Source organism: Pantoea sp. S62, assembly GCF_016658625.1.
Lineage (GTDB): Bacteria > Pseudomonadota > Gammaproteobacteria > Enterobacterales > Enterobacteriaceae > Pantoea > Pantoea vagans.
The window spans coordinates 265,602-282,344 of sequence record NZ_JACVVI010000001.1; the positions used below are offsets into that span (position 1 = coordinate 265,602).

19 protein-coding genes are annotated in these 16,743 nt (G+C 50.9%); 10 read left to right on the forward strand and 9 right to left on the reverse strand.

Going from position 1 to position 16,743, the window contains the following annotated elements; genetic code table 11:
- Position 1 precedes the first annotated feature (1 nt).
- On the reverse strand, positions 2 to 352 hold the full coding sequence (locus tag IBT54_RS01215; protein WP_147788816.1) for a DUF3147 family protein: 351 nt from the start codon (positions 350 to 352) through the stop codon (positions 2 to 4).
- An 85-nt stretch (positions 353 to 437) separates the two neighbouring features.
- A complete protein-coding gene (gene cybB / locus IBT54_RS01220) occupies positions 438 to 962 on the reverse strand; it encodes a cytochrome b561 (RefSeq protein ID WP_147788815.1) in 525 nt (174 codons plus the stop codon).
- Between the two features lie 307 nt (positions 963 to 1,269).
- Here cybB and IBT54_RS01225 point away from each other — a divergent pair, with 307 nt between their 5' ends.
- Positions 1,270 to 1,728 (forward strand): GNAT family N-acetyltransferase, encoded by a 459-nt coding sequence (locus IBT54_RS01225; RefSeq protein ID WP_013196358.1) that lies wholly within the window; start codon positions 1,270 to 1,272, stop codon positions 1,726 to 1,728.
- A gap of 411 nt (positions 1,729 to 2,139) precedes the next feature.
- Positions 2,140 to 2,487: a hypothetical protein gene (locus IBT54_RS01230; RefSeq protein ID WP_013196359.1), complete on the forward strand. Its 348-nt coding sequence runs from the start codon at positions 2,140 to 2,142 to the stop codon at positions 2,485 to 2,487.
- Between the two features lie 218 nt (positions 2,488 to 2,705).
- Here IBT54_RS01230 and IBT54_RS01235 read toward each other — a convergent pair whose 3' ends face one another.
- Positions 2,706 to 3,083, reverse strand: a complete 378-nt coding sequence (locus IBT54_RS01235) for a YkvA family protein (protein WP_095707845.1) — start codon at positions 3,081 to 3,083, stop codon at positions 2,706 to 2,708.
- Positions 3,084 to 3,178: 95 nt separating this feature from the next.
- On the reverse strand, positions 3,179 to 3,799 hold the full coding sequence (locus IBT54_RS01240) for a TetR/AcrR family transcriptional regulator (protein ID WP_013196362.1): 621 nt from the start codon (positions 3,797 to 3,799) through the stop codon (positions 3,179 to 3,181).
- 165 nt (positions 3,800 to 3,964) lie between these two features.
- Here IBT54_RS01240 and IBT54_RS01245 point away from each other — a divergent pair, with 165 nt between their 5' ends.
- Positions 3,965 to 5,176, forward strand: coding sequence for an MFS transporter (locus IBT54_RS01245; RefSeq protein WP_201251362.1), 1,212 nt, complete (start codon positions 3,965 to 3,967; stop codon positions 5,174 to 5,176).
- Positions 5,177 to 5,392: 216 nt separating this feature from the next.
- On the opposite strand, the gene IBT54_RS01250 is transcribed toward IBT54_RS01245, so the two are convergent.
- Positions 5,393 to 6,262 (reverse strand): LysR family transcriptional regulator, encoded by an 870-nt coding sequence (locus tag IBT54_RS01250; RefSeq protein WP_013196364.1) that lies wholly within the window; start codon positions 6,260 to 6,262, stop codon positions 5,393 to 5,395.
- 161 nt (positions 6,263 to 6,423) lie between these two features.
- Here IBT54_RS01250 and bla point away from each other — a divergent pair, with 161 nt between their 5' ends.
- The gene (gene bla / locus IBT54_RS01255) at positions 6,424 to 7,302 is read left to right on the forward strand and encodes a class A beta-lactamase (protein ID WP_201251363.1); all 879 of its coding nucleotides are present in this window, start codon (positions 6,424 to 6,426) and stop codon (positions 7,300 to 7,302) included.
- A gap of 136 nt (positions 7,303 to 7,438) precedes the next feature.
- Here bla and IBT54_RS01260 read toward each other — a convergent pair whose 3' ends face one another.
- Positions 7,439 to 8,464 (reverse strand): NAD(P)-dependent alcohol dehydrogenase, encoded by a 1,026-nt coding sequence (locus tag IBT54_RS01260; protein WP_201251364.1) that lies wholly within the window; start codon positions 8,462 to 8,464, stop codon positions 7,439 to 7,441.
- A gap of 103 nt (positions 8,465 to 8,567) precedes the next feature.
- On the opposite strand from IBT54_RS01260, the gene IBT54_RS01265 reads away from it, so the two are divergent.
- Positions 8,568 to 9,476: a LysR family transcriptional regulator gene (locus IBT54_RS01265; protein ID WP_201251365.1), complete on the forward strand. Its 909-nt coding sequence runs from the start codon at positions 8,568 to 8,570 to the stop codon at positions 9,474 to 9,476.
- A gap of 243 nt (positions 9,477 to 9,719) precedes the next feature.
- Here IBT54_RS01265 and IBT54_RS01270 read toward each other — a convergent pair whose 3' ends face one another.
- The 3 genes from IBT54_RS01270 to IBT54_RS01280 form a co-directional block, all read right to left on the reverse strand.
- On the reverse strand, positions 9,720 to 11,144 hold the full coding sequence (locus IBT54_RS01270) for a trehalose-6-phosphate synthase (RefSeq protein ID WP_201251366.1): 1,425 nt from the start codon (positions 11,142 to 11,144) through the stop codon (positions 9,720 to 9,722).
- A 118-nt stretch (positions 11,145 to 11,262) separates the two neighbouring features.
- On the reverse strand, positions 11,263 to 11,811 hold the full coding sequence (locus IBT54_RS01275; RefSeq protein ID WP_201251367.1) for a GNAT family N-acetyltransferase: 549 nt from the start codon (positions 11,809 to 11,811) through the stop codon (positions 11,263 to 11,265).
- 517 nt (positions 11,812 to 12,328) lie between these two features.
- On the reverse strand, positions 12,329 to 12,751 hold the full coding sequence (locus IBT54_RS01280; protein WP_201251368.1) for a MarR family winged helix-turn-helix transcriptional regulator: 423 nt from the start codon (positions 12,749 to 12,751) through the stop codon (positions 12,329 to 12,331).
- Positions 12,752 to 12,946: 195 nt separating this feature from the next.
- Here IBT54_RS01280 and IBT54_RS01285 point away from each other — a divergent pair, with 195 nt between their 5' ends.
- From IBT54_RS01285 to IBT54_RS01305, 5 genes are all read left to right on the forward strand, one after another.
- A complete protein-coding gene (locus IBT54_RS01285) occupies positions 12,947 to 13,552 on the forward strand; it encodes a non-oxidative hydroxyarylic acid decarboxylases subunit B (protein ID WP_201251369.1) in 606 nt (201 codons plus the stop codon).
- Positions 13,542 to 14,969: a non-oxidative hydroxyarylic acid decarboxylases subunit C gene (locus IBT54_RS01290; RefSeq protein WP_201251370.1), complete on the forward strand. Its 1,428-nt coding sequence runs from the start codon at positions 13,542 to 13,544 to the stop codon at positions 14,967 to 14,969. Before IBT54_RS01285 ends, IBT54_RS01290 begins: the two co-directional genes overlap by 11 nt.
- Positions 14,970 to 14,978: 9 nt before the next feature.
- Complete coding sequence (locus tag IBT54_RS01295) at positions 14,979 to 15,206, forward strand: non-oxidative hydroxyarylic acid decarboxylases subunit D (RefSeq protein WP_201251371.1); 228 nt, start codon at positions 14,979 to 14,981, stop codon at positions 15,204 to 15,206.
- Positions 15,207 to 15,585: 379 nt separating this feature from the next.
- Positions 15,586 to 15,807, forward strand: coding sequence for a hypothetical protein (locus tag IBT54_RS01300; RefSeq protein WP_201251372.1), 222 nt, complete (start codon positions 15,586 to 15,588; stop codon positions 15,805 to 15,807).
- The gene (locus IBT54_RS01305) at positions 15,804 to 16,736 is read left to right on the forward strand and encodes an SMP-30/gluconolactonase/LRE family protein (protein ID WP_201251373.1); all 933 of its coding nucleotides are present in this window, start codon (positions 15,804 to 15,806) and stop codon (positions 16,734 to 16,736) included. Before IBT54_RS01300 ends, IBT54_RS01305 begins: the two co-directional genes overlap by 4 nt.
- The last annotated feature ends 7 nt before the right edge of the window (positions 16,737 to 16,743 follow it).

Below are 16,743 nucleotides of genomic sequence, written 5' to 3' on the forward strand. Positions count from 1 at the left end.
GCTACATCAGCACGATACCAAAGCGTTTCAGAAGCAGCGCCCAGAGTGTGAAAAGCAGGATAGTGATAGCGCAGGAGATGAGCAGCGTCAGCCAGAAGCCGGTGCGCTGATAGAGAAAGGGGAACAGAATAAACATGGGCAGTGTCGGCACCACATACCAGAAGGTATACCAGGCATGAGCACTGATTTTTTCCTGCGTCTGCCCTTCCACCTTCATCCAGATAAGCACCAGCACGGTGACCAGCGGTAAGGCGGCAAATAAGCCGCCCAGTCGATCGCTACGCTTAGCTGCTTCTGAAATCAGCACGACCATAAAAGCCGTGATGGCATATTTCGATATCAGCCAGAGCATGATTGTCCTCAATAGTCCTGTTCATCCGACACCTGAGTGCCGGACCGTTTACGATCGTCCCGCTCCGGGATTTCAGCAGACGCAGTTACGGCATCATCCTGCGCAGCGTGTCATCTTTCATAAAATAGTGATGGAACAGCGCCGCCAGCGCATGCAGACCAATTAACCAGTATCCGAGCGGGGCCAGCGTTTCGTGCCAGTCAATCAGCATACTGGCAGTAGCTAGATCGGGCGATGTCGCCACAGGCATATTGATCCCAAACAGGGCCCACTCTTTTCCACGCAGGTAACGCGAGCTCAACCCGAGAACCGGTAAGACCACAAACAGCGCATAAATCAGCGTGTGCACCAGATGTGAAAGACCCGTTTGCCAGCGTGCCACGGGCGGCGTAATCGGCGGCGTTACAGAACGGGTACGCAGCCACAGGCGGGCTATCATCAGGAGCATGACGCAGAAGCCTGCGGAAAAGTGGGTGATCATCACCGCATTTCGCTGCCAGGTTCCCTTCTCTGCCATCCAGCGCAGCTCGATAGTAGCGTAGGCGACGACAATCAGTAAGACCGTCAGCCAGTGGAAAAGAATTTGCGAACCCCGATATTTCTTCAGCATAGATAAACTTCCGTCACTATTTTTTTGCGTCACTATACCAGTTAATTATTAGATGTTTATTAGGAGTTTACTGGATCATTATGACAGGCCATGCCGCTTAAACACTGAGGCTGATGCAGGCTAATCTGCCTCAAACTGAATGCAACGCAGAGTCAGCATGCTGGCACAGCGAAGCCTGCGGTTTGAGGCTGAATAGCGCTGGCACATTTTAACAAAAACCTGCAGGGCACGATTCAGTCAAAGGCATTCAATAATACTGAAAGGTCGTGATAGATTGACAATCTGGAAGATAAATCACGGGTGATCAATGTTTTACATTTCGGAAGTAAACAAAAGTGATTCTGAATTAGGTTGTCTGGTGAATGAACTCGATATTTTTTTAGCAGAACTTTATCCCGCCGAGAGTAATCATTCGCTGGACTTATCAACCGTCAGTGATGAAAACCTCCGTTGTCTGATGGTCAGAGATAAAGAAGGTGTTCCAGCGGGGTGTGGTGCTGTGCTCTTTCAGGAAGCTGGCTTTGGTGAAATTAAGCGCGTTTATATCCGCCCTGAGTTCAGAGGCCGTAAGCTGGGAGAACTTATCGTCGGGTCTCTGGAGCAGCTTGCGCGGGAGAATCGGTGCCATCAGTTACGACTGGAAACGGGCATTCATCAACAACCTGCTATAGCACTCTATCGCAGATGCGGATATGAGGTTTGTGACCCTTTCCCCCCTTACCTTGCAGACCCACTGAGCATTTTCATGCGTAAGAATATCCAGTGAATCGCGGAAGCATATCAGGCTTTTAGTTCATTGCTTCTTTAGCATTCAGCGCTGCGGGTATAAGAAGTTTATGATTTAACACAGCGATAAATCTTAAACTTAATCTAATGTTCATCGTGTAAAATGACGAAAGCACGCGGCTGACGCGCTGTGTGCTGCTATAAATACACTCCGCACTGGAACGGTTAGCCGGCCCTGTGAGAATGTTTCTTTAAGTCAAATCCGCGCCCTGCCGCCATGACCCGCCTGCGCTTCGCTTAACTTTAGTGCCATCCTAAATAAGAGTAAAAATAACGCGCGTTATCGTAACCTTAGAACTCTACATTTCTCATGCAAAAACAGTAACTTCTCCTCTCATTAGAGTTCGCCTATGCTGGCTGCTCACTACATTTTGCGTCAGAGGGATTTGCTATGTTTAATGTGCCCGCAACCTACAGTGCAGAGGCTGTTGAGTGCCTTTACGAAGTTATCGACATACTCAATCTGAACGGCGCACGATGCCACGTTATCTTTGACAGTCAGGCGTCCCGCGCCGCGGTGATAGAAGCAGATACAACAGAGCAACTCGGCGAAATGCGCTACCCTGTGCTGGCTGTGCTGGAGATGGAGCGCGTCACCAGCATTAATACCCTGTTGCGTATTAAATCGTTCTGGACCGATTCAGACGGCGCTCATCCTGAAATAGCGTCAGGCAACCTGGCGAACGCGTTATATAAAGCGCTGACGATGAAGAAGCATATTACGCTGGTGGGATTGTAAAGCAGCCTAAAGCCCGTGCGGTGCGGGCTTGCTATAGTGTGCAGTGACAGGCCTGACAGCACGCATCCACGCATTACACCTGAACGTTGCTTTTCAGAGATATCCGTCTTTTCCGCCTTACACTGCCGCAGGTCATATTTTCACGTGCTTTAACCCCCACGCCTTATTGCCAGACATCTCAACCTGTTTTAATGCTCTTTTACCTGCTTCCCTCCGCTTCAGATAAATGCCCTGACCAGTAGCACGGCGCACATCACCCATATCACGATAAACACGCCTGCCGTTATGCGACTGACCGGACGTCTGCTGGCCTGCGCTGCGGTTTCCCGATGCTCACGCATGACTTCGGCTGGAATAAGACGCACCACCAGCATGATGCCCAATGGCACGATGATCAGGTCATCGAGGTAGCCGATGATGGGAATGAAGTCGGGAATCAAATCGATGGGGGAAACGGCATAGGCAGCGACAATCAACGCCAGCACTTTAGCCAGCAACGGCGTCCGGGGATCGCGGGCGGCAAGCCATACCGCGTGTACATCCCGTTTAATGTTTTTCGCCCACGTTTTGGCGTCAGCGATAAATCTGATTGTCATCAGGGTGCTTTTCCATAGTCAGGGCAATCGGCTTTACGCATCTGCATCGCTGCACCTTTGATACTCGCGCTGTGTGCTGAAAACGATCTTACTCATCAATTCTTCGCATCAGGGATATTTGCATCCCACAATTTCATCACGGCTGATACCGCCGCATCCAGCTCTTTACCGCTTGCCCCATCCCGGGCTTCCGTTGACAGGCCGAGTTCAAAACTGTGGAGAGTGATGGCCAGCGCCCGCACGTTTGTATCGGCAGCCAGCTGTCCCGCCTCTTTCGCTCTTGTGACGCATCGCAAAAATCCCGCCCTTGTCCGTTCGCGTTGCACCGCCAGAATTTTACGGATGTGATCATTCGCGGGTGAACAGGTATTTACGGACAACGCAATCAGGCAGCCGCTGGGATGCCCCGGTTCTGTCTGCATTTTTGCTGAGCGGCGCAATGCCAGTTCAACAGCTTCACGAGGTTCAGGCGTGTCATCCCACAGGCAATCGTTAACCTGGCCGTAAGTCGACGCATAGCATTCAACCACTTCTTCAAACAGCGCCTCTTTTGAACCAAACGCTGCATAAAAACTCGGTGCAGTAATGCCGTTACCAAGGTTCGACTTGAGCATGGCAAGCGAGGTGGACTCGTAGCCATACTGCCAGAAAAGGGTCATCGCCTGACGAATGGCCTCATCACGATCAAATGTCCGTGGACGTCCCATCTGAGCCATATCCGCTCCTGTTTGTACATGTCAGATATAAATACTAATCGATACATATGTGCTTGACAAGGCTCATGCCGGTCTATAGTTTCATATATATACCAATCGATACATTAATCAGAAAATCTTTTGCCACAAGGTTTTCACGCTATCAATGATTTAAAAGAGGCTCACGTGCACACCACTTCAGAATTCAGTGAAACCACAATCCAGCGGGGTCTGCCTCTGGCTTCCCTGCTGGCCTTTGCCATGACAGGCTTTATTGCCATCCTGACAGAGACGCTGCCGGCAGGTCTGCTTCCGGAAATCGGAGAAGGCCTGGGTGTTACCCAGGTAATGGCGGGCCAGCTGGTCAGTATTTATGCGCTGGGATCGCTGCTTGCGGCGATCCCGTTAACGGTGCTGACCAGTGGATGGCGGCGTAAAAAAGTGCTGCTGCTTGCCGTCGGCACTTTTTTGATTTTCAACACCATTACCACCCTGTCATCCAGTTACTGGCTGACGATGGCGGCCCGTTTTATGTCGGGTGTGGCAGCCGGACTGGCATGGGGGATCCTGGCGGGCTATGCACGCCGCCTCGTTCCTGCTGCGTTGCAGGGGCGCGCACTGGCTATTGCTATGGTGGGTATTCCTGTTGCTCTTTCACTGGGTACACCGGCAGGCGCATGGCTGGGCAGCCTGATGGGATGGAGAGTGCCGTTTGGGATTATGGCAGCCCTGGCCGTGATTCTGTTTATCTGGACATGGATCGCGGTGCCTGACCTGCCTGGGCAGCAGTCTGGTCGTCGCCTCCCTGTGTGGAAAGTTTTCCTGATGCCCGGCGTCACACCCGTTCTGGCGGTTATCTTTCTGTGGATGACGGCACACAACATTCTTTACACGTTTATCGGCCCGTTCCTGCAGCTGTCGGGACTGGCTGCAAACGTGGGGCTCATTCTGCTGGTTTTTGGCATTGCGGCACTTATTGGCATCTGGATTACCGGAATGCTGGTGGATCGCCATCTGCGCAATCTGGTTCTGCTCAGCCTTGCGGCCCTGGCGGTTGTCTCTGTGGTGCTTGCTGCAGGCATGCGGGAACAGGTTGTTGTCTTTCTGGCCGTCATCGTCTGGGGATGGTCGTTTGGCGGCGCGTCAACCCAGATGCAGACCGCCGCCGCCGACTCGGCGGGCAATCATGTCGATGTCGTTCAGGCGATGGTAACGACCGCATGGAATCTGGCCATTGCCAGCGGTGGCGTCGCTGGCGGGCTACTGCTCAATAATGCCGGTGCTGAATCATTCCCCTGGGCGCTTCTGGCCTTTATGGCTGTTGCGTTTGTCATCGCCTGGCGCGCGAAAAAGCACGCTTTCAGGCCAGGCGCCAGAGGCGGTTCAGTCAAGTCGTAACCGCGTAAATTGTCTGAAATCACGCGACTCTTTCACCTGCTTTGCAATCTGCGACAGGGATGTCCGCCTGAAAACGCTGAGCAAAATGGCGTTCCTGCGTTGCCTGAAATGTTTTAACCCGGCGCAGTGGTGCAACCACGCGCCGGTCAGACATAGGTAATGACTCATCACTTCTCTGACACCAATTGCGTGATGACTGAGTCAATCTGAATAACATCACGGTTTCATTATTTTCTGAATAATCCATTCACGGAATATTTGCATCGACGGGGTCATTTTCCGGGCCTTCTGCCATGTTAACCAGTAGCCATCGTTGCCTGAATAAATATCAAAAGGCCTGACGAGTAATCCGCGTTTTATTTCCGATTCAAACATAATATCAGGTGCCAGTGCGACGCTACCGGTGATCAGGACGGCATCAATAATCAGACGTGATGAATCGAAAACAGGACCGTTAATTCTGAATGAGGGTACGCCTGCTGCCGCAAACCAGTTATCCCATTCATCATGACGATAAGATCGTAATAATGTCTCGCCGGTGATATCCGCAGGCTTTCTTAGCCTCTTCGCTGTTTCAGGTCGGCACAATAGCGTCAGCGGTGCATCAAACAGAAGCTGGTTATGTGATGATACCCAACTGCCAGAACCATATCTTATAGCGAAATCGACGCCCTCTCCGGCAATGCTTACAACGTTATTGTTGGTCTGAATACTCAGCTCGATAGCAGGATGTTGCTGCTGGAAATCTTCTATTTTTGGCAGCAGCCAGCCCAGCGCGAAGGTACCCACACAGGATAGCGTCAGAGCCTCCCTGAAGTGTCCGCCTTCAAACTGGCGATAGGCTTTCTCAATGCGATGAAATTGTTCTGAAATTTCAGAAAAAAGCAGCCGGGCTTCATCGGTTAATTCAAGGCCGCGTGAAAGTCTTTTAAATAACGTCACACCCAATCTTTCTTCGAGCAGCCTGACCTGCTGGCTGACAGCAGCCTGAGAAACGAAGAGCTCCATGCCTGCACGAGTGAAGTTGAGGTGACGGGCAGAAGCTTCAAATGCGCGCAGAGCATTGAGCGGGATATCACTTTTCAATGCTGACCCCAGAAAAAGTTATGACAGACATCAATTTATACCGTTTTTTCTCATCGTGAAATTGATTTATTTTGGCCCACATAACTTAAGCGAAGCGAAGCCTTTCAGCGTGTTTTGTTTGGCACCATGATGTTATTAATCTCAGAACAAGGTGATTCCTGATGGTAAATTTTAAAGTAAGTCTGACCAGCCTGTTACTGATCGCTACAGCAGGTTGTTCTGTGTCAGCCTGTGCTGCTTTTAACCAGCAAACCCTGACGAGCCAGCTTGAAACACTTGAAAGTAACTCAGGAGGAAGACTCGGCCTGGCCGTCATTGACACAGCGGATGGTTCGAAATATGCATGGCGTGGCAATGAAAGATTTCCACTCTGCAGCACAAGTAAAGTGATGGCGGTTGCAGCGATATTAAAGAAAAATGAACGTGCCCCTCATCTGCTTGATAAGAAAATTCATATTAGTAAAAGTGACATGGTAAATTACAACCCTGTTACCCGGAAGCATATAGGCTCATATATGTCAGTCGCTGAGCTGAGTGCCGCGGCGCTGCAATACAGCGATAACGCCGCGATGAATAAACTCCTTTCCTATCTGGGTGGTCCGCAGCAGGCCACGCACTTCGCCCGGACAATCGGCGATAAGGATTTTCGTCTGGACAGACACGAGCCGGGGCTTAATACCGCCATCCCCGGCGATGAGCGTGATACAACGACACCTTCAGCGATGGCTGAAAGCCTTAAAAAAGTGGTTCTGGGTACGGCGCTTAAGGAAGAGCAGCGAGCGAAACTTTCAGACTGGATGAAGGGGAATACTACCGGTTCTGACAGTATTAAAGCGGGTCTTCCGGACGACTGGATTGTGGCAGATAAAACAGGCAGTGGAGACTACGGTTCTACAAATGATATCGCCGTTATCTGGCCAAAAAATCACGCACCTGTCATCCTCACCACTTACTTTACACAGCACGATAAAGATGCGGCCACACGCAAAGACGTACTGGCCAGTGCAGCAAAACTGGTGGCCGACGCAGTCGATAAATAGTCAATGCTGAAAGTTGACGATTCAGTACGGAAAACGGCTCAGCGTGAGCCGATTTCACTCTTACCCCCTTTTAATCATTAACAGGCGAATCCAGTGTTTACGCCCCCCTCGCCATGTGTAACCTGATTCATAAAGGTCAGCCCACATTGATAACGATTTTTCCAAACGCACCATTGTCGAGTTGATCCAGCGCCTGCGTAAGTTCGCTGAAGCTGTACCTTTTATCGATAACCGGTTTCAGTTTAATACTGTCAACAGCCCTGACGAGATCTTCAAGCGCACGGCGGTGACCCACACCAATGCCCTGCACCGTGGGTGACTTAAGCAGCAGCATCGATCCGGAAACAGTGATATCGTCTTTATCCATCATGCCGATCAGCGAAACTCGTCCATGAGAAGCCACAGCACGAATAGAATCGGCAACGTTACTTCCCCCTACAGTATCCACAACGTGGTCGATGCCACGTTCGCCGGTCAAACGATGAACCGCGTCGACCCAATCCTCCTTCTTACGGTTAATACCGTAATCGGCACCGAGCGCCTTCGCAGCTTCCAGCTTCTCATCGCTGGATGAGGTGATAAACACCTCAGCGCCCACCGCTTTTGCAATCTGTAACGCAAAAAGCGCCACGCCACCGGTTCCCTGAATCAGTACGGTTTCGCCAGCCCGCAGACCTCCGCGTTCAACCAGTGCGAACCAGGCTGTCAAACCTGCACAGACCAGCGTGCTGGCTTCCGTATCAGAAAGCGACTGCGGTGATTTCACCAGCCACGCTTCATTCATGATCACGTATTCAGCAAGTACTCCCTGAAACGCATAGCCTATTGTGTCGTAGCGCGGGTTTCTGGCAGTGTTGGGAAGTTTTCCGTCTATCCAGTCTGGGAAAAAGGTGGAGATAACACGTTCTCCGGGACTAAAGCGGGTTGTACCTGGCCCGACAGCCTCCACCACACCGGCCATGTCCGATCCTAGGGTAAAAGGCATAGGCATACCGTTACCCATTCCACCTTCAATAATGACCTTGTCCCGGAAGTTGAGTGAAACGGCGCTGACCCGGACGAGCACTTCGTTGTGCCCGGGCTGAGGGATTTCTGCTGCCACCAGTTTCAGGTTCTGACGACCAGGCTGGTCTAATGTCCAGCGTTTCATTGTGCGATTCATAGTGGTTCCTGCGGTAAATATTTCATAGTCAGGATTCTAGCATTGCTATTTATTTGACAGTGGCGATAGTATTTCCGGTTATTGATTCCTCATTGGCGACAATATGAAAAGCGAGATGAATACTATTCCTGTTTTTGTGGCTGTCGCGGAGTCGGTGAGTTTTTCGCAGGCAGCTCAAAAACTGCACGTCACACGCTCAGCCGTTGCTAAAACCATTTCCCGACTTGAAGAAAGGCTTGGCGTTACGCTTTTCAACCGCACAACCCGCAGCCAGAGCCTGACTGCTGAGGGCACGCTCTATTATGAATCCTGCCGTCGGGCGCTGGATGAGATCAACAGGGCAGAAGATATTCTGGAAGGCGGTAAGCTTCAGGTAAGCGGAAAACTCAGAGTTTCTGTGCCGGTTCTGCTTGGACAAATGTGTGTGTCACCTATCCTCTTGACGCTGGCGAAACAACATCCCGGACTTGAACTGGAAATATCGTTCAGCGATCGGCCAGTGGATTTGCAGGAAGAGGGATTTGACCTGGCCGTAAGAATCGGCGCACTGCCTGACAGCAGTAGTCTTGTCGCACGATATCTTAGCTCTCATAGCATGGTTTTCTGCGCCTCACCTGAATATCTTCGGGATGCAGGCCAGCCGATTTCACCGGATGAATTGAATCAGCACGCCGCCGTGGCTTACATCCGTTCCGGACGCATTCTTAAATGGCGGGTCAAAAATGAAAAGGATGAAATAACAGATTTAATCCCTCCAGCCAGATTCACAATGGATGATATGCAGGCGGTCAGAGACATTACTGTAGCTGGCGGTGGTATCGCCTCACTGCCTTACTGGCTTGTACGGGAAGAACTTGCGACTGGCAGCCTGACAGAAATATTAAAAGACCGGTCGGCTGGAAGCTGGCCTGTCTATGCAGTATGGCCGCGTACGCCTCACCTCACACTGAAAGTCAGACTGGCCGTGGATAAACTGGTGAGTGATTTTCCGGCAATGATGGCGACGCTTTGAGGTTTGGTTTCATGTCTGACTTAAGCCTCAGCGGTTGTTGATTTGATAATTTTCATAGCATGCCAGTTCACGCTGCAAGTGTGCGACGAAATTTTCTTGATCTGTTAACGCCAGAAGATCTCCCTGAACTGATCGCCATTAACGAACGGTTGCGACAGTCCGGGAGCCATATTATGAAATGATGAGACAGGCTTTATCTTCTCCAGCACCGTCTTTTGAAAGACTTTTATCCTGACTGAAAAATCAGTACCTCGCGCGGCTACTGCTCAGTCGTGGAAAAGTCGCCTGCGGCGGCAACGCTTCCGGGTCAGCAGGCACGTTGTTCAGCATCCGCAAAAATGACGCAGCCCAGTGATGGCTGTTGTGCATATGCAGGCCTTTCATCAGACGGGCGTGCAGACAGCGCCGTTCGTGTAACGGCATCTGCAGGGCGCGATGGACCGCACTGGCCATAGCATCAGGATCATAAGGATTGACGATGATGGCACCGTCCATCTGCCCGGCGGCACCGGCAAACTGCGACAGGATTAGCACCCCGGGATTTTTCGGGTCCTGCAGTGCGACGTACATTTTGGCCATCAGGCTCATGCCCGCCATGAGCGGCGTGACCAGCGCAACGCGTGAGGCACGATAGATACCGGCCTGCTCTTCCCGGCTGTAAGCGTGAGTCAGATAGTTCACCGGATACCAGTTCATGGTGCCATGCACACCATTAAGTTCTCCACATAGCGCTTCCAGAGCGTGACCGAGTTTTGACGCATCATGTGCGTGTCCGGCTGCCGGCGGCGCGAGCTGCAACAGCGTGATATTTTTCTGGTAACAATCATGCCTCCGCAGCAGCACCTCCAGCGTGCTGATTCGATAAGGCAGCCCTGAACTCTCATCAAGATGGCCGCCGCTCAGTACGCTATTTTCGGGCAGACTTTCGCGGCACTGCATTTCCATACAGGCGCAGCTGTTACTCTCACGCAGAAACTCAACGTCGTCGAGGTCGATCCCGACCGGGAATACACCAACGTTGATAATCCGGCCATGAATACGAAAGCTGTGCGCTACCAGCCGCTCCAGCCGGAATTCGCTCTCCAGCCAGACGAGGAAGCTATTCATATCCTGCACGGTCTGAAAGCCAATCAGGTCACAACACAGCAGCGACTCTGTAAACCAGCGCCACTCGGGTATGGTTTCAAACATTCTGCCAGCCGGGAAAGGCTGATGCAGAAAAATGCCGACTGAATTGGGCAGGCCCTCTTCGCGGATGTAGCGGGCACAGCCCAGCAGGTGATAATCCTGAATCCAGATAACATCGTCTGGTGTGGCATTTTCGCAGATGACCCGCGCATAGGCTTTGTTAATGTTTTTATATTCCTGAAATCCATTGGTGGAAAAACGGGCCATGTCCGGACGCTGGTGGAAAACAGGCCAGAGCCCTTTATGAATGTAATTATGGTATCCCTCATTAAGCTCGCCCGGCGTATAGGGGAAGGTCACGGTTTCATACCGATCGTGCTGCTGCATATCGCAGGGTCTTGAAGCATCCTGAGAGATAACCGTGCTTTCACCATTCCAGCTAATCCAGAGGCCGCCCAGCCGGGAGAGTATCCCGTCATAAACTGCAGTAAGCGTCGAGCGTTGCGATTGATTATGAGAAACAAGGATAAGGCCTGACATGGTGTGTTCCCTGATTGAAGGCTGTGGACAGGCGATCAAGCCTGGCAGCCTGCGGCTGTTAAGCTGAGGTCGGAGGATAAACTGGAGAAAACCGCTCATGAGTGCGCGCCCTGTCCGCTTAATGCCTGCTGGCGCTTCTGGCGCAGATTGAATCATTAATCCCATCGTGCAGAGTCGTCACCCAGACGCCAGGCAGTGAGGGAAAGGCGATGAATCCGTTACGTTCAAAAAAATCCGGCACGGGTTCACCCATGGCAATAATACGGCGGCAGCCTCTGGCGCCAGGATGAGAAAGACAGCAGTGCAGCAGCCATGATCCAAGCCCGACAAAGCGATACTCCGGCGAGATAAACAGATTCCGGATTACCCAGGTTTCAGCCATGTCAGTGACAACCCGCGCAAAACCGATTTGTCGGCCATTACGATAAAGCCCGAAGCAGAGGCTGTTGTTGAGAGCCAGAATCAGCGCGCGGCTGTCGGGTAACGTTGTACCCAGCCATTGCGCAATCAGACGATAGTTCAGCAGTGACGGATCGGTACTGGCCTCAATAGCATCCCGGAACCACTTGCGGGGCGAAATAAGGCGAAGGCGCTGCTGCTCAGCAAGATCGGCTAATGCCGCCTCGCGGCAGCCCGGTATGGACCAGGGCTTATTGATGCATTTCATTCACGGCTTTCCAATAAGAGGCGCACAAGCGCCCGGTGCCGTTAATTAAACCGGGAGGCCCGTAAAAATGGCGTAAAAAGAGACTGATGAAGTGTAAAAACGCTGCAAAACAATTTCTCGCTGTAGCATCAGTTATCGATCAGGTCGTTGAAACCAGTCGCTTAATAACCGTTAGCCATGCAGTTTTTAGTCCAGGAAGGCAATCATGCATCTCCCAGTCCCCGCACTGTTTTGAGAAAATGAGTAGCCGGATAGTTTTGAAATAAAACACAGAAAGATGAAAATTTCTTTTCACTTTTAATTAAACGCTAAGCAATCCATATCCGTAATACCACCTCACAAAAACCTGACCACCCGCATTCTCCTGAATTCTCTTCTTGTATTGAGTAGACCAGTAAATAATGAAGATTGTGCAGTTATTTCCTGTCCCGGCTCGGATCACAAACGGATGCATCATATTTTTCGATGTGAGCGGAGCGATCCTGCAGCGGTAATATCTTGAGAAATTTTAATGGGGTTATTTATTGCTCTGCTTAAGCAGAGTTTTCATCAGGCAAACCAGCTCATTCTGCTGATTTTGCCCCAGTCGATTAAGGAAATGCGAGTCTACTTTATCGGCGAGGGGCATCGCCTTGATCAAAATTTTTTCGCCCGCTGCAGTTAACGTAATAAATCTCCGGCGTCTGTCTTTCTCGCCTTCCTCGCGCCTGATGAGTGCTTTTTTTTCCATGCGAACCAGCAATTCTGCCAGCGTCGCCTTCGAACTCAGCGCTGCTTCCATTAATTCCATCTGCTCAATGCCTGGTTTTGCTGATACTGCGCACAGCACTGCAAACTGCTGTTTAGTGAGATCCGGCAGGTTCTGCTGCCACATAGCTGTATGTTCCTGAAGAAGCTGCCGGGAAAGATGAAAAAACACGTTGCCTAAATCATTGTTCATACGCCTTTCATTCCCATTCTTCTCCGCTGCTGGTCGCTCGATGTTAAATCATAACATTAAGAGATGAAAAAACATTGGCACAGGATACTGCATAATTAGCTTTGAAATAGTCACGCTATAAACTTGTTGCGCCGCGACTGTCGCAAGTGTACGGTCTAATTTGTTCGTATACGAACCATAACTGAGGTACATCTTATGAGATTGATCATCGGCATGACAGGCGCAACCGGTGCACCTTTGGGCGTCGCATTACTCAAAATCCTGCAGGAGATCGAAGACGTTGAAACCCACCTGATTTTAAGCAAATGGGCAAAAACCACGGTTGAACTCGAAACGCCCTATTCAGCACGCGAAGTTATGGATATGGCTGACTTTGTACACGGACCCGCCGATCAGGCCGCGACCCTTTCATCCGGCTCTTTTCATACTGACGGGATGATCATCATTCCCTGCAGTATGAAGTCATTAGCCGGTATCCGGTCTGGCTACGCTGAAGGACTGATCGGTCGAGCCGCTGATGTCACGATCAAAGAAGGCAGAAAACTGATTCTGGTCCCCCGGGAAACGCCACTCAGCACGATCCATCTTGAAAATATGCTCGCACTTTCACGCCTGGGCGTTTCAATGATCCCGCCCATGCCCGCTTTTTATAACCACCCGGCAGTGATCGACGACGTGATTGACCACGTGGTAGCGCGTGTTCTCGATCAGTTTGGCCTCGCCTCACCGAGAGCTCGTCGCTGGGAAGGTATTAAACAATCCTCACATATCCATCATCAGGGAGAAAAAAATGGCTTTTGATGACCTGCGTAGTTTTCTGAAGGCTCTGGATGAACAGGGGCAGCTTCTTGAAATTGATGAGGAAGTGTTACCTGAACCTGATATCGCGGCTGCGGCAAATGCAACCGGCAGGATCGGTGACGGTGCGCCCGCACTTTCTTTCAAAAGAATAAAAGGCTTTCGTCATGCCCATGTGGTGATGAACACCATAGGCTCATGGCAAAACCATGCCATTTCGCTGGGGCTTCCGCCGAATACCCCCGTCAAGCAGCAGATAGAGACATTTATTCAGCGCTGGGACACCTTTCCCATAGCACCCGAGAGACGTGAAAATGCCCCCTGGTCCGAGAATACGGTGGATGGCGATAAGATCAATCTGTTCGACATTCTACCGCTCTTTAGACTTAACGACGGTGATGGAGGCTTCTATCTGGATAAAGCGTGCGTTGTGTCACGCGATCCGCTTGATCCTCAGCATTTCGGTAAGCAAAACGTCGGCATTTACCGCATGGAGGTTAAAGGCAGGCGTAAGCTTGGGCTACAGCCCGTCCCGATGCATGACATCGCCCTGCACCTGCATAAAGCCGAAGAGAGAGGCGAAGATCTGCCCGTCGCCATTACTCTGGGCAATGATCCCATCATTACGCTGATGGGCGCCACACCACTTAAATACGACCAGTCTGAATATGAGATGGCAGGCGCTCTGCGTGAAAAGCCTTATCCGATTGCAAAGGCACCTCTCACAGGTTTCGATGTTCCATGGGGTTCGGAAGTCATTCTTGAAGGGGTAATCGAAGGGCGTAAACGCGAAATAGAAGGTCCTTTTGGGGAGTTCACCGGCCACTACTCAGGTGGCCGTAATATGACGGTAGTTCGCATTGATAAAGTTTCATACCGCACCAAACCCATTTTTGAGTCACTCTATCTTGGTATGCCGTGGACTGAAATCGACTTTCTGATTGGGCCAGCCACCTGCGTGCCATTGTATCAGCAGCTGAAAGCTGAATTTCCTGAGGTACAGGCTGTCAACGCCATGTACACACACGGTCTGTTAGCCATTATCTCAACCAAAAAACGTTATGGCGGTTTTGCCCGTGCAGTCGGCGTGCGTGCAATGACAACTCCACACGGCCTGGGCTACGTAAAGATGGTCATCATGGTCGATGAGGACGTTGATCCCTTTAATCTGTCTCAGGTGATGTGGGCGCTCTCTTCTAAGGTCAACCCTGCGGGTGATCTGGTACAACTGCCAAACATGTCAGTTCTGGAATTAGATCCCGGTTCAAGCCCGGCAGGCATCACCGATAAGCTGGTGATAGATGCAACGACACCCGTCTCACCAGATAATCGCGGCCACTACAGCCAGCCGGTCAAAGATCTGCCTGAAACCGCCGCCTGGGTTGAGAAACTGACAGCCCTGTTAAGCAATCGTCATTAAGGAGAAGTTATGATCTGTCCACGTTGTGCTGATAAGCACATTGAAACCATGGCGACCTCACCAGTGAAAGACGTATGGATTGTTTATCAATGTCAGCACTGTTTATATACCTGGCGTAATATCGAGCCGGCAAGAAGAACAGAGCGAGAACACTATCCTGAAGCATTTCGTATGACACAAAGTGATATTGATAATGCGCCCGAAGTCCCCTCCATTCCGCCGTTGTTAACGAGGTAACAATTGAGCCTGTGAGCTTTAGTACACAGGCATAACGTTATTCTTCTGGCAGATTATTCCCGTTTGATCCGGCAGGCTAAAGCTTTCATCAAACTGAACCCCGCTAAGCTCACGACGCTGGCCACCTTGATTAATTCAAAAGGTGATCCAGCCTTAACGTCGTTAATCAAAGCCACAGGCTTATATTGCATATTTCTGTCTCGCTTTCCAAAACTGTGCCTTCTGGTTTCATCTGGACCACTTTCACGGAATTGTGAGTCACATCGAATTTACATCACAAACAATCTCGCAACACTGGCACCCTCATGAAACAGGCAGATATAGTAATTTCATCATGTACAACATTGTTGTATCCAGTAAAACAAACGTGAGAATTGCTATGTCTGCTTATAAAAAACCCTTAAAAAATTATTGTGTGATGCATAAACGCACTGATTACGACCGTCATAACAAAGAATATCAGGTCGCAATTATTGATAAGTCTGGCCGAAAAAGCAGAATTTATGGCTCTTTCGGGCTATCGGGCGACGGCATTAAAGGAAGTAAGCCTTCACTGGTGAACGTGAGTAATGGACCAGATGAAAGGGCCACTATTTTATGATGTCCCTGACACAGGCCGAGGTCAGGCAGACATCGATTTTTACCCGCCTGCCAGACCGTTTTCGCTTACCGGATAGCAACAATGCCTGGGCCGTCGCGAATCGCGGGGGACAGCTTACCGACTCGTTCCTTGAAGGGCCGGTCTGGCATTCTTCAGGCTGTCTGTATCTGACCGATATTCCCTATGGCCGCATATTCCGGGTTGATATGACAGGCAACTGGGCGCTCGTCGTGCAATATGACGGCGAACCTAATGGCATGAAACTCGCCGATCCGGATACGCTTTTGATTACGGATTATCGTCATGGGATCATGAAACTCTGCCTCAAAACCCACAGCGTGTCGCCATGGCTGGCTCGCCGTAATAGCGAGAGTTTCCGTGGTGTTAACGATTTAACGACCGACAGCCAGGGGAACCTCTATTTCACCGACCAGGGGCAAACAGGACTACACGATCCCACCGGTCGTGTTTACCGGCTGAGCCAGAACGGACGGCTGGATATGCTGCTGGATAACTGCCCAAGCCCGAATGGACTGGTTCTGTCCCCGGACGAAAAAGTACTTTACGTCGCGATGACGCGCGGCAATGCCATCTGGCGCGTACCGCTTCAGCGTGATGGTTCAGTCAGCAAAGTCAGTCAGTATTTTACCTCACACGGTCCCAGCGGCCCTGATGGACTGGCTATGAACGCCAATGGCGAGTTGCTGATAGCCAACCCTGGTCTGGGCCGCGTCTGGCTGCTAAACGATCTGGCTGAGCCCGCAGAAATTCTCACCAGTCCCGCCGGGCGCTCCACGACCAACCTCTGCTTTGGTGGCGAAAGCCTGCAACAGCTTTTTATTACCGAATCGGTCAGCGGCAGCATTCTTACCTGCCCGATGAAAACACCCGGTCACCCATTGCCCTTTATTTCTACCGAATTTCTTTGAGAATAAT

Coding starts and splice junctions, on each gene's coding strand:
- IBT54_RS01215 (WP_147788816.1), bottom strand. CDS start 352: ATGCTCTGGCTGATATCGAAATATGCCATCACGGCTTTTATGGTCGTG.
- cybB (WP_147788815.1), bottom strand. CDS start 962: ATGCTGAAGAAATATCGGGGTTCGCAAATTCTTTTCCACTGGCTGACG.
- IBT54_RS01225 (WP_013196358.1), top strand. CDS start 1,270: ATGTTTTACATTTCGGAAGTAAACAAAAGTGATTCTGAATTAGGTTGT.
- IBT54_RS01230 (WP_013196359.1), top strand. CDS start 2,140: ATGTTTAATGTGCCCGCAACCTACAGTGCAGAGGCTGTTGAGTGCCTT.
- IBT54_RS01235 (WP_095707845.1), bottom strand. CDS start 3,083: ATGACAATCAGATTTATCGCTGACGCCAAAACGTGGGCGAAAAACATT.
- IBT54_RS01240 (WP_013196362.1), bottom strand. CDS start 3,799: ATGGCTCAGATGGGACGTCCACGGACATTTGATCGTGATGAGGCCATT.
- bla (WP_201251363.1), top strand. CDS start 6,424: ATGGTAAATTTTAAAGTAAGTCTGACCAGCCTGTTACTGATCGCTACA.
- IBT54_RS01260 (WP_201251364.1), bottom strand. CDS start 8,464: ATGAATCGCACAATGAAACGCTGGACATTAGACCAGCCTGGTCGTCAG.
- IBT54_RS01265 (WP_201251365.1), top strand. CDS start 8,568: ATGAAAAGCGAGATGAATACTATTCCTGTTTTTGTGGCTGTCGCGGAG.
- IBT54_RS01270 (WP_201251366.1), bottom strand. CDS start 11,144: ATGTCAGGCCTTATCCTTGTTTCTCATAATCAATCGCAACGCTCGACG.
- IBT54_RS01275 (WP_201251367.1), bottom strand. CDS start 11,811: ATGAAATGCATCAATAAGCCCTGGTCCATACCGGGCTGCCGCGAGGCG.
- IBT54_RS01280 (WP_201251368.1), bottom strand. CDS start 12,751: ATGAACAATGATTTAGGCAACGTGTTTTTTCATCTTTCCCGGCAGCTT.
- IBT54_RS01285 (WP_201251369.1), top strand. CDS start 12,947: ATGAGATTGATCATCGGCATGACAGGCGCAACCGGTGCACCTTTGGGC.
- IBT54_RS01290 (WP_201251370.1), top strand. CDS start 13,542: ATGGCTTTTGATGACCTGCGTAGTTTTCTGAAGGCTCTGGATGAACAG.
- IBT54_RS01295 (WP_201251371.1), top strand. CDS start 14,979: ATGATCTGTCCACGTTGTGCTGATAAGCACATTGAAACCATGGCGACC.
- IBT54_RS01300 (WP_201251372.1), top strand. CDS start 15,586: ATGTCTGCTTATAAAAAACCCTTAAAAAATTATTGTGTGATGCATAAA.
- IBT54_RS01305 (WP_201251373.1), top strand. CDS start 15,804: ATGATGTCCCTGACACAGGCCGAGGTCAGGCAGACATCGATTTTTACC.